The following is a 15,415-nucleotide window of genomic DNA, read 5'->3' as shown; positions in this document are numbered from 1 at the left end:
CCCCATGGTCACCGATCAACCCATCACCAACTGGGCCGGAAATGTCGTTTTTTCGACCCGGACGCTGCACCGCCCCACCAGCGTCGACCAGGTCCGTGAGGTGGTCGCGGACGCCGAGCACCTCCGGGTGCTCGGCACCGGGCACTCGTTCAGCGCGGTCGCCGACAGCGACCGGGCGCTGCTCACCGTGGCCGACCTCCCGCGCCGCATCGAGATCGACGCCGAGCGGCGCTCGGTGACGGTCAGCGCGGGCACGCGGTTCGGTGAGCTCGCCCAGGTGCTCGACCCCGCCGGGTGGGCGCTGCACAACCTCGGCTCGCTGCCGCACATCAGCATCGGCGGCGCGGTGGCCACCGGCACCCACGGGTCGGGCGCCACGAACGGCTGCCTGGCGTCGGCGGTGAACGCGATCGAGCTGGTCACGCCGAGCGGCGAGCTGGTGCACCTCGCGCGCGGCGACGAGAACTTCGACGGGTCGGTCGTCACGCTCGGCTCGATCGGCGTCGTCACCGCGCTCGGCCTGGACATCCAGCCGCGCTACGAGGTCGAGCAGCGCGTCTACGACCGCATGTTCCTCCCGGCGCTGCGGGTCAACCTGCGCGACGTGCTGACCGCGGCGTACAGCGTCAGCGTGTTCCTGACCTGGCGGCGGCCGTTCGCCGAGCAGGTCTGGGTCAAGCACCGCACCGACGCCGGGGAGTGGCCGCACGGGCGGGACTGGCTCGGTGCCACGCTCGCGCCCGGCCAGCGCAACCCGGTTCCCGGTCAGGACCCGGGCTTCGCGACCCAGCAGGGCGGCGCCCCCGGGCCCTGGCACACCCGGTTGCCGCACTTCCGGCTGGAGTTCACGCCGAGCGCCGGTGAGGAGCTGCAGACCGAGTACCTGCTGCCGATCGAGAACGCGGTCCCGGCGCTCGACGTGCTCAGCGCTCTCGCCGACCGGCTCGCCCCGAACCTCTACGTCTGCGAGCTGCGGACGGTCGCCGCCGACGAGCTGTGGCTGTCGGAGGCCTACCGGCAGGACAGCATCGCGCTGCACTTCACCTGGCGGCCCGATCCGGAGGCGGCCCGGCCGGTCGTCACCGCGCTGGAGGAGGGGCTGGCCCCGCTGGGCGCGCGCCCGCACTGGGGCAAGGTCTTCTCGATGGAGCCCGCGGACGTGGCGGCCCGGTACCCGCGCTTCGCCGACGCACAGGCGCTGATCCGCCGGTACGACCCGGACGGCAAGTTCCGCAACGCGTTCACCGAGCGCTACCTGGACCAGGTCTAGACCTGTTCGGCGGCCTGCTGGCGGTCGATCCGGGCCAGCACGACCTGCGCGGCCTCGTCGTCGAGGGTGCGGGCGATCACCGAGATCGAGAGCGCCTCGCGCTGCCGGTCGAACCGGTCGAGCGTGGCCGGGTCGGTGGGGGTCGCCACCTCGCCGCGCACCAGCCGGCCGCCCCGGACCCGCCGCCGGGGCCGGCCGTCGCGACGGCGGCGGCCGGGCCGGGCGTCGTCGGGGAGCGACGGCACGGTGCCGGCCTCCGCGTCGGCCGCGATCCGCTCGGCCAGCGCGAGCTGCTCCAGCGCGACGCGGTCCTCCTCGCTGGTGTCGATCCGGAGCCTGCGGGCCAGCAGCGCGAGCGTCGGGCCCTGCACCAGAAGCGTGCCGAACACCACGAAGTAGGCCAGGAACTGCAGCGTGTCGCGGTGCGGGAACGGCGCGCCGTCCTCGGTGAGCAGCGGGATGCCGCCGGCGGCGCCGAGCGTCACGATGCCGCGCATCCCGGTCCAGGACAGCAGCGTCTGCTCTTTCCAGCCGAGCGCCTCGGGGATCTCCGGTGCCCGCCCGCGCCGCTCGGCGACCTGCTGCAGGCGCTCGTCCCAGCGCTTGCGGAACAGCGGGTCCTGCAACCGCCGTTGCAACGACTGGTTGGCCAGCAGCCGTCGCCCGAAGACGACCGCTACCCAGGCGAACCGGACCGCGATGACGACGACCAGCAGCACGACGCCGGTGAGCAGGGTGCGCCCCAGCGGCTCCCCGGACTCGCGCAGGTCATCGATGACGAACTTCATCTGCAGGCCGGTGTAGGCGAAGACGAACGACTCCAGCAGCGCGCCGAGTACCGGCCAGACCTCGCGCTCGGTCATCCGGGTCCGGAACCCCAGGCGTTCACGCCTGCGGTTGCCGTACTCGGACTCGACCGCGACGTTGAACCCGGCCACGACGACCGCGAGCACCCCGGACGCGTGCGCCTCCTCGGCCGCCAGGTACGCGGCGAACGGCACGACCAGCCCGACCGCGGTGCCGAGCGTCGGGTCGTCGAGCCGGCGGCGGATCGCGGTGGCGAGGTTGCCCAGCGCGAAGCCGATCAGGACCCCGACCAGCGCGGACCACGCGAACAGCAGCGCCCCGTTGTCGATGAACGTCTCCTCGCCGCCGGTGGCCGCGAGCGCGATGCTGAACAGGGTGAGCGCCATCGCGTCGTTCACCAGGCTCTCGCCGGTGAGGATCGCGGTGACCCGCCGGGTCAGGCCGAGCTCCTGGCCGTGGGCGGTGATCGTCACCGTGTCCGGCGGCGCGACGATCGCGGCCAGCAGCAGCGCGACGCTCGCGCCGAGCGCGGGCATCATCAGGTCCACCGCGATCCGGGACAGCCACGCGGTGAGCAGCACGAGCACGACGCCCAGGCCGAGGATCGCGCGCAGGTTGCGCAGGAAACTGAAGAACGAGAACTCCAGCGCCGCGGCGTAGAGCAGCGGCGGTACGACCAGCCCCAGGATCAGCTCCGGGTCGAGCTCCAGCCGGGGGAGCCCGGGGACGAACGACACCGCGGCCGCCGCGATCAGGATCAGCAGGCCGGGCTGGGCGTTGACGCGACGCCCGAACGCCGAGATCGCGATAGCTCCCAGAGCCAGCAGAACGAGCAGGATTCCGGCGTTCACGCCGGGCAGCCTAGCGACGCTCGTGCCGGGGGCCCCGGCTAGGCTGCCAGCGTGGCGGAGAAAAAGACCCGCGGACGCCTCCTGCTGATCGCGCTGCTGGCCGTGGGCCTGCTCGCCGCGGTCGGCACGCTGAGCGCGGCCTGGGTCGGCCGGGACGAACCCGCCGCGACGGTCACCGCGTCGCCGACCGCCGGGGTCACCACCGCGGCCCCGACGCCGATGACCAGCGAGGAGGCCCGGGCCGAGTTCTACCGGCAGCACCCGCGGGCGACCGGCTGGTGGCAGTGGGTGCTGATCGGCGGTCTGCTGGCCGCGCTCGCGGTCATCGCGGGGTTGTTGCTCACCCGACCCAGAACCGAGAAGTAACCTCCGTTTTCATGACCGCTAACGCGCGTTCCGGACCCCCGAGGGACAAGCCTCCCGCTCCGGCACCGCCCCCGCCTCCGGCCTGGCGCCGCTACCTCATCCCGATCGGCGTCGCACTCACGTTGTTCCTGCTGTTCTTCCCGTTCGGACGCATGGGCGTGAAGACGGTCGAGTACGGCACGCTCAGCGACCAGATCGCCGCCAAGCGCGTCGACACGCTCGAACTGCGTGCCGACGGCACGATCACCGGCACGTACCGCGCGAACTTCGACGACGGCGCCGACTTCACCTCGCACTACCCGACCGGCCTCAACGGCCCGGACGACGCGTTCCTCGCCGCGGTGAAGGACCCCGACGTCGTGCCGCACTTCACCGCCACCGGCGCCAGCAGCTCGTTCTGGGGCATCCTGCTCTCGCTCGCCCCGCTGCTGCTGTTCATCGCGTACTTCTGGTGGATCGGGCGGCAGGCCCGCAAGGGCGCCCAGCTCGGTGGCCTCGGCGGCATGTTCGGCGGGGTCGGGCGGTCCACCGCGAAGGTGATCGACTCCGAGCGTCCGGACACCACGTTCGCCGACGTCGCCGGGTACGAGGGCGTGAAACGGGACGTCACCGAGGTCGTCGACTTCCTCAAGCAGCCCGACAAGTACGCCGCGGCCGGTGCCGTCGGGCCGAAGGGCATCCTGATGGCCGGGCCGCCCGGCACCGGCAAGACGCTGCTGGCCCGCGCGGTCGCGGGCGAGGCCGCGGTGCCGTTCTTCGCGGTCACCGGCTCCTCGTTCGTCGAGCTGTTCGTCGGCGTCGGCGCGTCCCGCGTGCGTGACCTGTTCGCCGACGCGCGCAAGCGGGCGCCGTCGATCATCTTCATCGACGAGATCGACGCGATCGGCCAGCGCCGCAACACCGGCGGCTTCGCCAGCAACGACGAGCGCGAGCAGACGCTCAACCAGCTGCTGGCCGAGATGGACGGGTTCGACCCGTCGACCGGTGTCGTGGTGATCGCGGCGACCAACCGGCCCGAGACGCTCGACCCGGCGCTGCTGCGGCCCGGGCGGTTCGACCGGCAGGTGGCGGTGCCGCTGCCGAACCAGGCCGAGCGGGAGGCGATCCTCGCCGTGCACGCGCGGGGCAAGAAGCTCGCTCCGGACGTCGATCTGAACGCGACCTCGCGCGCCACCCCGGGGTTCTCCGGCGCGGATCTCGCGAACCTGCTCAACGAGGCGGCGATCGTGGCGGTGCGCGACGGGCGGGCCGAGGTGCGGGCGGCCGACCTCTCGCAGGCCCGCGACCGGGTGCTGCTCGGCCAGCGTCTCGGGTCGAACTTCCTGCTGCCGAACGAGAAGCAGAGCGTCGCCGTGCACGAGTCCGGGCACGCGCTCGTCGCGGCGCTCTCCCCGGCCGCGGACCCGGTCGACAAGGTCACGATCCTGCCGAGCGGGATGGCGCTCGGCGTCACCGAGCAGCTGCCCGAGGCCGAGCGTCACCTGTACTCGCAGTTGCAGCTGACGACGACGCTGTCGGTGCAGCTCGGCGGACGGGCGGCTGAGCTGGTGGTGTTCGGGGAGGGCTCGACCGGGGCGTCGAACGACCTCGCGAAGGCCACCGAGCTGGCGACGCGGATGGTGCGCGAGTTCGGGCTCTCGCCGAAGCTCGGCCCGGTCGGGTACGCCAGCGACCAGCCCCAGTACCTCGGGGTCGGCGGGCCGGACCGCGCGTACAGCGAGGAGACCCAGCGCGTGGTCGACGAGGAGGTCGCCCGGCTGCTGCGCGAGGCCGAGAGCCGCGCGATCGACCTGCTGACCCGCCACCGCGCCGCGCTCGACGAGTTGAGCGGCGCCCTGCTCGAGCACGAGACCGTGGACGGGCGCACCGTCCACGAGATCGCCGACCGGGCGCAGGCCGCGGACCCGGCGGCCTGAGCCCGGAGGCCACCGGGGTCCGGGCCCCGGTGGCCTCAGGCGTAGTCGTCCCAGGCGGGCAGGGGCTCGCCCGCGATCGAGGCCACGAGCCGGTCGAGGTACCAGCGCCAGCCGGTCTCGATGTCCCCGGCCGGCGTCCCGGCGGTGAGGCGCTGCTCGAACACCAGCGTGGTGCCGGAGCCGCGCCCGCTGAGCGTCACGGCCAGGTGCCAGACGCCCCCGTCGTAGGACGGCATGTCGACGATCAGCCGGTGCGGGGGTGAGCACTCGACGATCTCCACCGTCTCCGGCTTGCCCTCCTCACCGCCGGCGTCGAGCTCGCCGGTCGACGTGAACTCGACCGTGCCGCCGGTACCGCCGGTGCCCTCGTAGCGGCCGATCCAGCGGGCCAGCCGGTCGGATTCGGTGATCGCGGCCCACACGTCCTCGATCGGGTCGGGGAACGCGCGGTGGAGCACGATCGTCTCGGTGCCGTCGTCGTTGCGCCGCACCTCACCCTGCGGACCGGTGACCATCGCCGACCTCCTTGTTCCCGCGCCGCCCTCGGCGCAACTCGGTCTCCAACGCGTCCAGGCGTTCGGCCGGGGACGGTCTCCGTGCGGGCGTGACCCGGCGCAGCCAGGCGTCGACCTCGGCGAGCGGCGCGGCGGCCAGGTGGTACACCCGCTCCTGCCCGCGGACCTCGGACGACGCGAGCCCGGCGTCACGCAGCACGCGCAGGTGCCTGCTCACCGCCGGCCGGCTGATCGCGAAGCGCGCCGCGATCGCCCCGGCCGTGGCCGCGCCCTCGCGCAGCCCGGCCAGGATCTCGCGGCGCACCGGATCGGCCAGCGCCTCCCAGACGGACACGGGGTGAGCGTAACAGATCGCTTATATAAGCAAAGCGCTACGGGTTGTGCGTCGATTGTCCGGGTATCCGGCGCCGCATGGCGACAGTGCGACTGCGGCGCAGCGATCTCTCGAAACCCGGCTACACCCGCCGGCGCTCGGGCACCGGCTTCCGGTTCCTGGACCCCGACGGGCGCCCGCTGCCCGCCGACGAGCGCGCGCGGGTCAAGGCGCTGGTGATCCCGCCGGCCTGGCGCGACGTCTGGATCTCGCCCCACGCCAACGGCCACATCCAGGCCGTGGGCACCGACGACGCCGGGCGGCGCCAGTACCGCTACCACGACGTCTGGCGGGAGAAGCGCGACGAGGCCAAGCACGACCGCGTGCTGGAGGTCGCCCGCCGCCTGCCGAAGCTGCGCCGCACCGTGGCCCGGCACCTCGACCACCGGGAACTCGACCGGCAGCGCGTGCTCGCGGCCGGCGTGCGCCTGCTCGAGCTGGGCCTGTTCCGCATCGGCGGCGAGGTGTACGCGGCGGAGAACGGCAGCTTCGGCCTCACGACGATCCGCAAGAAGCACGTCGCGCTGCAGCGGGGCACGATCCAGTTCCGCTACCCGGCCAAGAGCGGGATCGAGCGCACGATCGAGGTCCGCGACGACGCCGTGCGCCGCGTCGTGATGGCGTTGCGGCGACACCAGGACGACGAGGACGACCTGCTCGCCTACCGCAGCGGCGGGCGCTGGTACGACGTCAAGAGCGAGGACGTCAACGACTACCTGCGCGAGAACGCCGGGGTCACGCTCAGCGCCAAGGACTTCCGGACCTGGCACGCGACCGTGCTGATGGCGGTCGAGCTCGCGCTCGCCGGCGACCCGCCCGACGCCGAGCGGGCCCGCAACAAGGTCGTGCGGGCCGCGGTCGAGGACGTGTCGGACTACCTCGGCAACACCCCGACCGTGGCGCGCGCGTCGTACGTCGACCCGCGGATCATCACCGCCTACGAGCAGGGCCGGTCGATCCGGGCGACGCTGGACCGCCTCGGCCACGACGAGCCCAATGTGCTGGCCGCGCAACCCGCGGTGGAAACCGCGGTGCTACGGGTGCTGGGCGGGAAATAGTCTGGTCGGCGTGCAACCCGAACGAGTCCTGCCGCTTGTCGTCCGTGTCGAGAAGGCGGCGCCGCCGTCCCGCACCGACGCGCTGGAGGCCGCGGCCCGGGCCGTGCTGCTGATGGTGACGACCGACGACCCCCAGTGGCGGGAGGACGTCGACGCGTGGGCGGGCAACCGCATCCGCAAGGTGGTCCGCCGGGCCCGCGGCGCGGAGTGGCGGCGGGCGCTCGCCCTGCCCGGCACCACGGTCACGACCGGCTCGGCCGAGGTGCGTGTCTACCCGCCGATCCCGCTCGACGAGTGGCCCCGCGACCTCGCGCGCCTGCAGGTCAGCGGCACCGAACTCGACGACGCGGCCCCGCCGCCCCCGCCGGCCGCCGGCACCCCGCTCGTGCTGCTCGCGCCCGACGTCGAGATGACCGCGGGCAAAGCGATGGCCCAGGCCGGGCACGCCGCCCAGCTGGGCCTGTGGTCGCTGGAACCGGCCGTGGCCGCGGCCTGGGCGGCGGACGGCTTCCCCCTCGCGGTGCGGGTGGCGACCGCGCGGCAGTGGGCGGCGGCCGACGGCCCGGTGGTGCACGACGCCGGCTTCACCGAGGTGGCCCCGGGTGCGGCCACGGCGGCGTTCTCCTGGAACCCCGGGGACCGCTCGCTCACCTGACCGCCGCGGACGCCCGGTGGGAGGTCGGTGCCCGGTGGGCGGCCGGCGGGCCGCCCACCGGGCCGGGACTAGTCGCGCGGTGCGCCCTCGGACCACGGGGGCATCTCGTGCGCCTCGATGCGGCGGGTGTTCTCGGCCAGCACCGCCTCGCGGGCGTCGGGCTCGAGCCGGTCGACGTAGAGGATGCCGTTGAGGTGGTCGGTCTCGTGCTGGAGACAGCGGGCGAAGAGCCCGGTGCCGTCCACCCGGATCGGCCGGCCCTCGATGTCCTGGCCGGTCACCGACGCCGTCGCCGGGCGGGCCAGCGGGGAGAACTCCAGCGGTACCGACAGGCAGCCTTCGTCGTCCTTGTCCTCCTCGACGCCCGGTTCCGGCGGCAGCAGCACCGGGTTGACGATCGCTCCGACGTGGTAGAAACCGGTCTCGTCGGGACAGTCGTAGACGAACACCCGCGCGTCCACGCCGATCTGGTTCGCGGCGAGCCCGACCCCCTCCGCGGCGTCCATGCTCTCCAGCATGTCGGCGACGAGCTGTTTCAGCTCGTCGCCGAAGTCCGTGACCTCCTGGCACGGCCGGTGCAGCACCGGGCTGCCGTGTACGGTCACCCGGCGTGGCCGGCCCTCGGGCAGACCGACCTCGGCCGCCCATTCGTCGATGTCGAGTTCATTCGGCACCCCAGCATTATCCCGATGCCGCCGTGAACCCCGGGGTTCACCTCACCGGAACTCATGCGCCTACCCGGCGCGGACCGCGTACCGGTGCATCGTGACGCCCTGGTCGAACGTGCCCTGCTCGAGCAGGTCGAGCTCGACCGTCACGTCGTGGTCGTCGAACAGCGGGCGCCCGGTACCGAGGATCGCCGGGTGGGTGAAGAGCAGCAGCTCGTCCAGCAGCCCGGCCCGGAGCAGCTGCGTGGCGACCGTCGCGCCCCCGACGCCGATCGTGCCCTCGGCGCCCGCCCGGAACGCCGCGAGCTGCTCGATCGCGTCGTCCCCGCCGACGATCCGGGTGTCGTGCCCGGCGGTGCGGCGGGTGCGCGAGACGAGCACCTTGGGCGTGTTGGTCCAGATCTCCCCGTACTCCCGCAGGAAGTCCGGAAGCGACTCGTCGTGGCGGGCCGCGGGCCAGAACTGCTCCATCGTCTCGTAGATGACGCGCCCTTGCACCATCGCGGTCAGCGCCTTCGCCCGCGCGTTGAACTCGCGGTGCAGCGGCTCGCCGATCCGCAGCCAGTCGCCACCCCCGTCGTCGCCGGGCGTCCGCTCGATGCGCAGGTCGAGCGAGACGTTCATCCAGTACGCGAAGCGGGCCGTCATGGCGGCACTCTACGACTAGTTCCGGGGTCGGGTGGGTACGTGGCTCGCGTGGTGCTCCCACGGGAGGAGCGTCCGGAGAGGAGCGTGTGATGACCGAGACTCCGAACGAACCGGCCGTGCACGAGCGCAGCGGCGCCGACGTCGCCGAGGCGGTGGGTGCCGCCGAGCACGACAGCGCCCTGCACGAGACCCACACCCACCCGGAGCGGACGAAGAGCGGCGAGTCCCACGTCGAGCGCTCCCAGGGTGACCCGGCGATGACCGAGCCCCCGTCGGGTGCCGAGACCGAACTGGGCAGCTCAGCCGCCGCGGCCCAGTCGGTCCGCGGCGCCCGCGCGAGCGACCGGATCGCCGCTGACTAGACCTCATCGGTCCGCCCGGCGGTGCCGCCGGGTAGGTGTGGCCCGGCCCGGCTTCGACGTCTCCGGCGCGTCGCGGCCGGGCTTCGGCTTTCCGGCCTGGGCTCTGTCGCCCGGGCCGGGCCTAGGGAGTGCCGGCGCGCAAGGCGTCGATGACGCTCTCGAGGTGGCGGCGGACGGCCCGTTCGGCGCCGCCGGGGCTGCGGGCGCAGATCTCGTCGATGATCGCGAGGTGTTCGGGGAGGGAGACCTGGGGGCGGCCGGGGCGGAGCGCGAGGCGGAACTGGTGGCGGACGTTCTGGGCGCGCAGGCGGGACAGCACCGCGGCGGCGACCGGTTGATCGGCGATCTCGCGGATGCGATCGTGCAGCCGCTGGTTGAGGTGCGAGTACGTGACGACGTCTCCGGTCGTGACGGCCTCGCGCATCGCTTCGCCGAGGTCGCGTAGCTCGGTGATCCCGGCGTCGGTGATGCGCTCGGCGGCCTTGGCGGCGCACAGGCCCTCCACGACCATCCGGACCTCGGTGATCTCGACCGCCTCGGCGGTGCTCACCGCCCGGACCCGGGCGCCCCGGTTGGCGATGCGCTCGACGAGTCCTTCGTGCGCGAGCATCAGCAGCGCGGTGCGTACGGCTCCGCGGCTGGCCGCGTACCGCTCGGAGAGCTCGGCCTCGACGAGCCGCTGCTCGCCGACGAGGTCCCCGGCGAGGATCGCGCTCCGGATCGCGGCCGCCACCCGATCGGCATCGGCCGGTGCCGAGCCCGAGCCGACGTCGGCCGTAACCGGATCCGACACCGCGTCGGCCGTCACGGGCGGGTCCGTCTCCGGCGTCACGTGGTGATCTCCGAGGTCTCGTGTGAACTGCTAGTCACTTTAGGCACGCGCCCAACACCACCCCACCGCGCCCGGCCCCACCCTTGACAACACCTCCGCTCCTCCAGATTGTTAACATTATCGTGCACAACACCGGGAGGAAGCGTGACGCCGCCCTTACCCGTTGTCCTCGCCACCCCGCACCGCGGACCGGCCGCGTGAGAACCGTGATCGTGACCGACGTGCCGCGCCCACCCCGGCCCGCCCTCGAGGCCCTGGCCACCGTCGGGGTCGCGACCGTCCATGAAGCCCAGGGCCGCACCGGCTACCTCGGCCCCGACCTGGTGGCCCGCGTCCCCGGGGCGCACGTCGCCGGGTCGGTCGTCACCGCGGTCTGCTGGCCCGGTGACAACCTCATGATCCACGCGGCCGTCGAGCAGTGCGCCGACGGCGACGTCCTGGTCGTCACCACCACCTCACCCTGCCGCGACGGGCTCTTCGGAGAGCTCCTGGCCACCTCCTTGCGCCGTCGCGGAGTGCGTGGCGCAGTGCTCACCACCGGGGTCCGCGACGTCGCCGCGCTGCGTGCGATGCCGTTCCCGGTCTGGTCGGCGGCGGTCAGCGCCCAGGGCACGGTGAAGGCGACGGCGGGCGCGGTGAACGTCCCGGTCGCCGTCGGCGCCACCCTGATCCACCCCGGCGACGCGCTCGTCGCCGACGACGACGGGGTCGTCGTGGTGCCCCGGGCGGCGGCCGAGACGGTCGTGATCAAGGCCCGGGAGCGGGAAGCCACGGAGGACGCCACCCGCGCGGCGCTGGACGCCGGCGAGCTCGGGCTCGACCGGTACCGGTTGCGGCCGCTCCTGGAGAGGCTGGGCGTCACGTATGAGCGGTACTGACGGTATCCCGTTCCTGCTCCTGCGCGGCGGCACGTCCAAAGGCGTCTACTTCCTCGCCGACGACCTGCCGGCCGACCCCGGCACCCGGGACGACCTGCTCGTGCGGCTGTTCGGCTCGCCGGACGAGCGCCAGGTCGACGGGCTGGGCGGCGGGCATCCGCTCACCAGCAAGGCGGCGGTGGTCAGCCGCAGCACGGACGACCCGGGCGCCGACGTCGACTACCTGTTCCTGCAGGTCGTCCCGGACCGCGCGGCGGTGTCGGCGCGGCAGCCGTGCGGGAACGTCCTCGCCGGCGTCGCGCCGTTCGCGATCGAGCGGGGCCTGGTGGCGGCCGGGCCGGAGACCACGACGGTGCGGATCCGGATGGTGAACACCGGCGGCCTGGCCGTCGCGACCGTGCCCACGCCGGGCGGGCGGGTGCGTTACGCCGGGGACGTCGAGGTCGCCGGGGTCCCGTTCCCCGCCGCCGGGGTGACGCTGCGTTTCGCCGACGCCCCCGGGCCGCTGCTGCCCACCGGCCAGGAGCGCGACGTGCTCGACGGCGTGCCGGTGACGCTGGTGAACAACGGCATGCCGGTCGTCGTGGTCCCGGCCGACGCGCTCGGTCTCGACGGCGACGAGGCGCCGTCCGAACTGGAACGCGACTCCACGCTCCGCCGGAGCCTCGAGCGCCTCCGCACCCGCGCCGGCCTGCGGATGGGACTCGGCGACGTCACCGCGGCCACGGTGCCCAAGCTGGTGCTGGTGTCCCCGCCCCGCGCCGGGGGCACGCTCACGACACGCACGTTCATCCCGCACCGCGTGCATCCCGCGATCGGTGTCCTGATGGGCCTGAGCGTGGCCGCCGCGGTGCGGATGCCCGGGTCGGTGGCGGCCGACGCGGCCGGCCCGGTGTCCGGCGGGCGCGTCCGCCTGGAGCACCCCACCGGCACGTTCGAGGCCGTGAGCACGCCCGACGGGCTCGCGGTGGTCAGCAGCGCCCGCAAGATCGCCGACGGTATCGCCTGGCCCAGGGAGGCATAGATGTTCACCGAGCGGGTCCGCGACGTGGCTCACGTCGGTTCGGTCGAGCTGTTCACGCCGGTGCCGGACGAGAGCCTGGCGTTCTTCGTCGACCTGATGGGCATGAGCGAGACCGGGCGCCGCGGCGACTCGGTCTACCTGCACGCCTGGGACGACTACGAGCGGTTCACGATCAAGCTCACGGCGCGGGACCGGGCCGGGATCGGCCGCACCTACCTGCGAGCGGCCGGTCCGCAGGCGTTGCGGCGCCGGGCCGGTGAGATCCCGGGCCGGTGGGTCGAGGACGAACCGGGCCTCGGCCCGGTCTACCTCTGCCAGGACCCGGACGGACACGAGATCGGCCTGTACTGGGAGACCGAGCGGTTCACGCCGGTGCGGCCGCCGGCGTTGAAGAACCAGGCCGACCGGTTTCCCGGCCGCGGCGCCAACGTGCGGCGGCTCGACCACGTCAACTACCTGGCGGCCGACACCCCGGCCTGCGGCCGGTTCCTCGCCGAGCGGCTCAAGGCCCGCGCCACCGAGCAGATCGTCCGTGACGACGGGGTGCCGGCGGCGATCTGGTACACGGTGTCCGACAAGTCCTACGACCTCGTCTACACCACCGACCGGACCGGGTCGAACGGCCGCCTGCATCACGTCGCGCTGGCCACCGACACCCGCGACGACATCCTCCGGGCCGCGGACGTCTGCCTGGACAACGGAATCCACATCGAGACCGGGCCGCACAAACACGCGATCCAGCAGACGTTCTTCCTCTACGTCTACGAGCCCGGCGGCAACCGCGTCGAGCTGTGCAACGCCGGGGCGCGGCTGGTGCTCGCCCCGGACTGGGAGGTGATCTCGTGGACCCCGGCCGAACGCGCGAAGGGCCAGGCCTGGGGCCTCAAGACGATCGAGTCATTCCATACTCACGGGACGCCGCCGGTCGGGTGAGCCACGCGGTGACGTCGCCGGCGGTCTGGGGCCGGCTGATGAAGTAGCCCTGGGCGGTGTCGCAGCCCCACTGGCGCAGCATGTCCAGCGACCCGGCGTTCTCCACGCCCTCGGCGACCACCGCCATGCCCAGCGCGTGCGCGAGCTGGATGCTCGACCGCACGATCGCCGAGGCCCGCTCCTCGGTCTCCAGGTGCATGACGAACCGCCGGTCCAGTTTCAGCTCACCCGCGACCAGCAGCCGGTGCAGGTGGGCGAGCGTCGAGTGGTCGGTGCCGTAGTCGTCGATCGACACCTTGATGCCGAGCGAATGCAGCTCGCGGACGGTGTGGTGGGCGGGTTCGGAGTTCTCCATCGCGGTGGTCTCGGTGATCTCCAGCGTCAGCGCGGTCGCCGGGAGGCCTCGGTCGCGCAGGATGCCGACGACCAGGTCGGTGAACCCGGCCGACTCCAGATCGGCGGCGGACACGTTGACCGCCACCGACAGCTTCAGGTTGGCCCGGCGCCACGCCACGCACTGGTCCATCGCCTGCACCAGCACGTTGTGCGTCAGCTCGGGCATCGCGCCGATCTCGTCGACGATCGGCAGGAACGCGTCGGGGTAGAGCAGGCCGTGGACCGGGTGCTGCCAGCGCACCAGCGCCTCCACCGCGCTCACCGCGTCGGTCTGCAGATCGAGCTTGGGCTGATAGTGCAGCACCATGGCCGGGCCGGCCACGTCGCGCCGCAGGTCCTGGGCCAGCTGCAGGTGCCTGCGGGCGGCCTCGTCGTCGTTCGCGCGGTAGAACGCGTGCCCGCCGCCCGCGCGTTTGGCGCAGTACATCGCGATGTCGGCGTGGCGCAGCAGCACCTCGGCGGAGACCGCGTCGCCGTCGGCGCTCGCGATGCCGATGCTGACGTCGATCTCGATCGGGACGCCCGCGATGTCGAACGGCCGCCGCAGCGAGACGCGCACCCGCTCGGCCAGCGCGACCACCGCGTCGTCGGCGAAACCGCGGGACGCGCAGACGATGACGAACTCGTCGCCGCCGAGCCGGGCCAGCAGGTCGCCGTCCCGGGTGACCTCGCGGAGCCGGTCGGCGGCCTGCCGGAGCAGCTCGTCGCCGGCCTGGTGCCCGAACGAGTCGTTGACCTGCTTGAACCGGTCCAGGTCGAGGAGCAGCCCGACGACGGTTCGGTCGGCCGGCGAGGCGCGCAGGTCGTCGAAGTACTCGGCGAAGCCGCGCCGGTTGGCCAGGCCGGTCAGCGGGTCCCGGCGCGCCTCCCGCTGGCGGGCCTCACCGACCACGGTCAGCTCCCGGAACGACCAGCGGAACCGGGCCAGGACGAGCACGAGCGTGGTCCCGGCGAGGCCGACGGTCGGCGTCGAGAGCTCGATCCGGCTGGCCGCCAGCAGCACGAGGAGCGCCCCGGCGGCCGAGGACGCGGCCAGCCCGGCGCGCACGAGCGTCGGCCGGGCCGGGTTGTGCTCCCCGACGCTGCCCAGCCAGGTCGAGCAGCCGATGACGCCGAGCGCGACCGCGTACCCGAGGTCGACGGAGGACCCCGGCTGGTAGCTGCCCCGCAGCACGTAGCTGGTGTCGGCGACGGTCAGCGCGACGATCCCGGCGGTGAACACGATCAGGTCGCGCCGGCCCTTCCAGGTGCCCACCGCGATCTGGCAGCAGAGCGTGCCGGCCATCAGCGCGTCGGCGAACGGGTAGGCCAGCGTGAGCACGCCCGCCAGGCCGTCCGCGTGCACGCCACCGGCGAGCAGGTCGACGACGACCGTCGAGAAGATCGCGGCGCCGCCCACCCCGGCGATCGCGCCGTCGAGCAGGGTCAGCCCGGACGCGGTGCTGATCCGGATGAACCGGAAGATGCCCAGGTAGACGAACGGGTAGGCGGCGAGCCACCCGACGTCGGCCAGGGACGGGAAGCCGAGCGGCGAGCCATTCCAGGTGGCGACCCAGGTGTACGTCGACCCAGCGGTGTAGGCCGCGAAGCCGACCGCGACGAAGCCCCACGACCGTCGCGCCTCCGGCGTCCGCAGGGCCCGGTGGGTGAGCAGCGCGGTCGTGGTCAGGTACGCGCCGATCGACAGCCCGGCGCTGACCGTCAGCGGGAGCTGGGCCTTGAGCTGCGGGAGGCAGGCCACGACGCCGTAGGCGAGCACGAGCAGGGCGTGCAGCGTCCGGAGCACGCGCACGCCGTGCCCCGCCCCGTTGCCGTTCGTCGCTCTGTTGGACACAGCCGCTGGTCCCCGCGCTCGGTGCGCCG

The 15,415-nt window shown here is 73.4% G+C and carries 16 protein-coding genes; 9 read left to right on the top strand and 7 right to left on the bottom strand.

Annotated elements, in window-relative coordinates; all coding sequences use genetic code 11:
* Window positions 1–4 precede the first annotated feature (4 nt).
* On the top strand, window positions 5–1,270 hold the full coding sequence (locus CRYAR_RS21940) for an FAD-binding protein (protein WP_035854559.1): 1,266 nt from the start codon (window positions 5–7) through the stop codon (window positions 1,268–1,270).
* Here CRYAR_RS21940 and CRYAR_RS21935 read toward each other — a convergent pair.
* On the bottom strand, window positions 1,267–2,928 hold the full coding sequence (locus CRYAR_RS21935; RefSeq protein WP_051570779.1) for a cation:proton antiporter: 1,662 nt from the start codon (window positions 2,926–2,928) through the stop codon (window positions 1,267–1,269). The genes CRYAR_RS21940 and CRYAR_RS21935 overlap by 4 nt on opposite strands.
* Window positions 2,929–2,979: 51 nt before the next feature.
* Here CRYAR_RS21935 and CRYAR_RS48150 point away from each other — a divergent pair, with 51 nt between their 5' ends.
* The gene (locus CRYAR_RS48150) at window positions 2,980–3,294 is read left to right on the top strand and encodes a hypothetical protein (RefSeq protein ID WP_035854548.1); all 315 of its coding nucleotides are present in this window, start codon (window positions 2,980–2,982) and stop codon (window positions 3,292–3,294) included.
* 11 nt (window positions 3,295–3,305) lie between these two features.
* Entirely contained in the window at window positions 3,306–5,210 is a 1,905-nt protein-coding gene (ftsH, locus tag CRYAR_RS21925; protein WP_063725744.1) for an ATP-dependent zinc metalloprotease FtsH, read from the top strand.
* Between the two features lie 35 nt (window positions 5,211–5,245).
* Here the strand turns inward: ftsH and CRYAR_RS21920 are convergent, their stop codons facing one another.
* Together CRYAR_RS21920 and CRYAR_RS21915 are read right to left on the bottom strand one after the other, a co-directional pair.
* Window positions 5,246–5,725, bottom strand: a complete 480-nt coding sequence (locus CRYAR_RS21920) for an SRPBCC domain-containing protein (RefSeq protein WP_035854540.1) — start codon at window positions 5,723–5,725, stop codon at window positions 5,246–5,248.
* Window positions 5,703–6,059, bottom strand: a complete 357-nt coding sequence (locus CRYAR_RS21915; protein WP_035854534.1) for a metalloregulator ArsR/SmtB family transcription factor — start codon at window positions 6,057–6,059, stop codon at window positions 5,703–5,705. Before CRYAR_RS21915 ends, CRYAR_RS21920 begins: the two co-directional genes overlap by 23 nt.
* 77 nt (window positions 6,060–6,136) lie before the next feature.
* Between CRYAR_RS21915 and CRYAR_RS21910 the strand changes: the two genes are divergently transcribed.
* Both CRYAR_RS21910 and CRYAR_RS21905 read left to right on the top strand, forming a co-directional pair.
* Complete coding sequence (locus CRYAR_RS21910; protein WP_211247577.1) at window positions 6,137–7,156, top strand: DNA topoisomerase IB; 1,020 nt, start codon at window positions 6,137–6,139, stop codon at window positions 7,154–7,156.
* 10 nt (window positions 7,157–7,166) lie between these two features.
* Window positions 7,167–7,811: an aminoacyl-tRNA hydrolase gene (locus tag CRYAR_RS21905; protein ID WP_051570777.1), complete on the top strand. Its 645-nt coding sequence runs from the start codon at window positions 7,167–7,169 to the stop codon at window positions 7,809–7,811.
* Window positions 7,812–7,879: 68 nt separating this feature from the next.
* Here CRYAR_RS21905 and def read toward each other — a convergent pair whose 3' ends face one another.
* Window positions 7,880–8,485 carry a peptide deformylase gene (def, locus tag CRYAR_RS21900; protein ID WP_051570776.1) on the bottom strand — a complete coding sequence of 202 codons (606 nt, stop codon included), beginning with the start codon at window positions 8,483–8,485 and terminating at the stop codon, window positions 7,880–7,882.
* Between the two features lie 60 nt (window positions 8,486–8,545).
* Entirely contained in the window at window positions 8,546–9,127 is a 582-nt protein-coding gene (locus CRYAR_RS21895; protein ID WP_035854516.1) for a dihydrofolate reductase family protein, read from the bottom strand.
* Window positions 9,128–9,216: 89 nt separating this feature from the next.
* On the opposite strand from CRYAR_RS21895, the gene CRYAR_RS21890 reads away from it, so the two are divergent.
* On the top strand, window positions 9,217–9,489 hold the full coding sequence (locus CRYAR_RS21890; protein WP_035854505.1) for a hypothetical protein: 273 nt from the start codon (window positions 9,217–9,219) through the stop codon (window positions 9,487–9,489).
* A gap of 121 nt (window positions 9,490–9,610) precedes the next feature.
* On the opposite strand, the gene CRYAR_RS21885 is transcribed toward CRYAR_RS21890, so the two are convergent.
* Window positions 9,611–10,222, bottom strand: coding sequence for an FCD domain-containing protein (locus tag CRYAR_RS21885; RefSeq protein ID WP_035865747.1), 612 nt, complete (start codon window positions 10,220–10,222; stop codon window positions 9,611–9,613).
* Between the two features lie 296 nt (window positions 10,223–10,518).
* Between CRYAR_RS21885 and CRYAR_RS21880 the strand changes: the two genes are divergently transcribed.
* Genes CRYAR_RS21880 through CRYAR_RS21870 form a run of 3 tightly spaced genes read left to right on the top strand, consistent with a single transcriptional unit; the run spans window position 10,519 to window position 13,156 of the window.
* Complete coding sequence (locus CRYAR_RS21880; RefSeq protein ID WP_035854495.1) at window positions 10,519–11,199, top strand: 4-carboxy-4-hydroxy-2-oxoadipate aldolase/oxaloacetate decarboxylase; 681 nt, start codon at window positions 10,519–10,521, stop codon at window positions 11,197–11,199.
* Window positions 11,186–12,223 carry a PrpF domain-containing protein gene (locus CRYAR_RS21875; RefSeq protein WP_035854484.1) on the top strand — a complete coding sequence of 346 codons (1,038 nt, stop codon included), beginning with the start codon at window positions 11,186–11,188 and terminating at the stop codon, window positions 12,221–12,223. The genes CRYAR_RS21880 and CRYAR_RS21875 overlap by 14 nt, the downstream gene beginning before the upstream one ends.
* Entirely contained in the window at window positions 12,224–13,156 is a 933-nt protein-coding gene (locus CRYAR_RS21870; protein ID WP_035854474.1) for a VOC family protein, read from the top strand.
* Here the strand turns inward: CRYAR_RS21870 and CRYAR_RS21865 are convergent.
* Window positions 13,107–15,386: a putative bifunctional diguanylate cyclase/phosphodiesterase gene (locus CRYAR_RS21865; RefSeq protein WP_051570775.1), complete on the bottom strand. Its 2,280-nt coding sequence runs from the start codon at window positions 15,384–15,386 to the stop codon at window positions 13,107–13,109. The two genes, CRYAR_RS21870 and CRYAR_RS21865, sit on opposite strands and share 50 nt — an antisense overlap.
* Between the last annotated feature and the right edge of the window lie 29 nt (window positions 15,387–15,415).

Origin of the sequence: Cryptosporangium arvum DSM 44712 (assembly GCF_000585375.1) — a bacterium.
In the GTDB taxonomy this organism is placed as follows: domain Bacteria; phylum Actinomycetota; class Actinomycetes; order Mycobacteriales; family Cryptosporangiaceae; genus Cryptosporangium; species Cryptosporangium arvum.
This window is presented reverse-complemented; position numbering and strand designations above follow the sequence as displayed.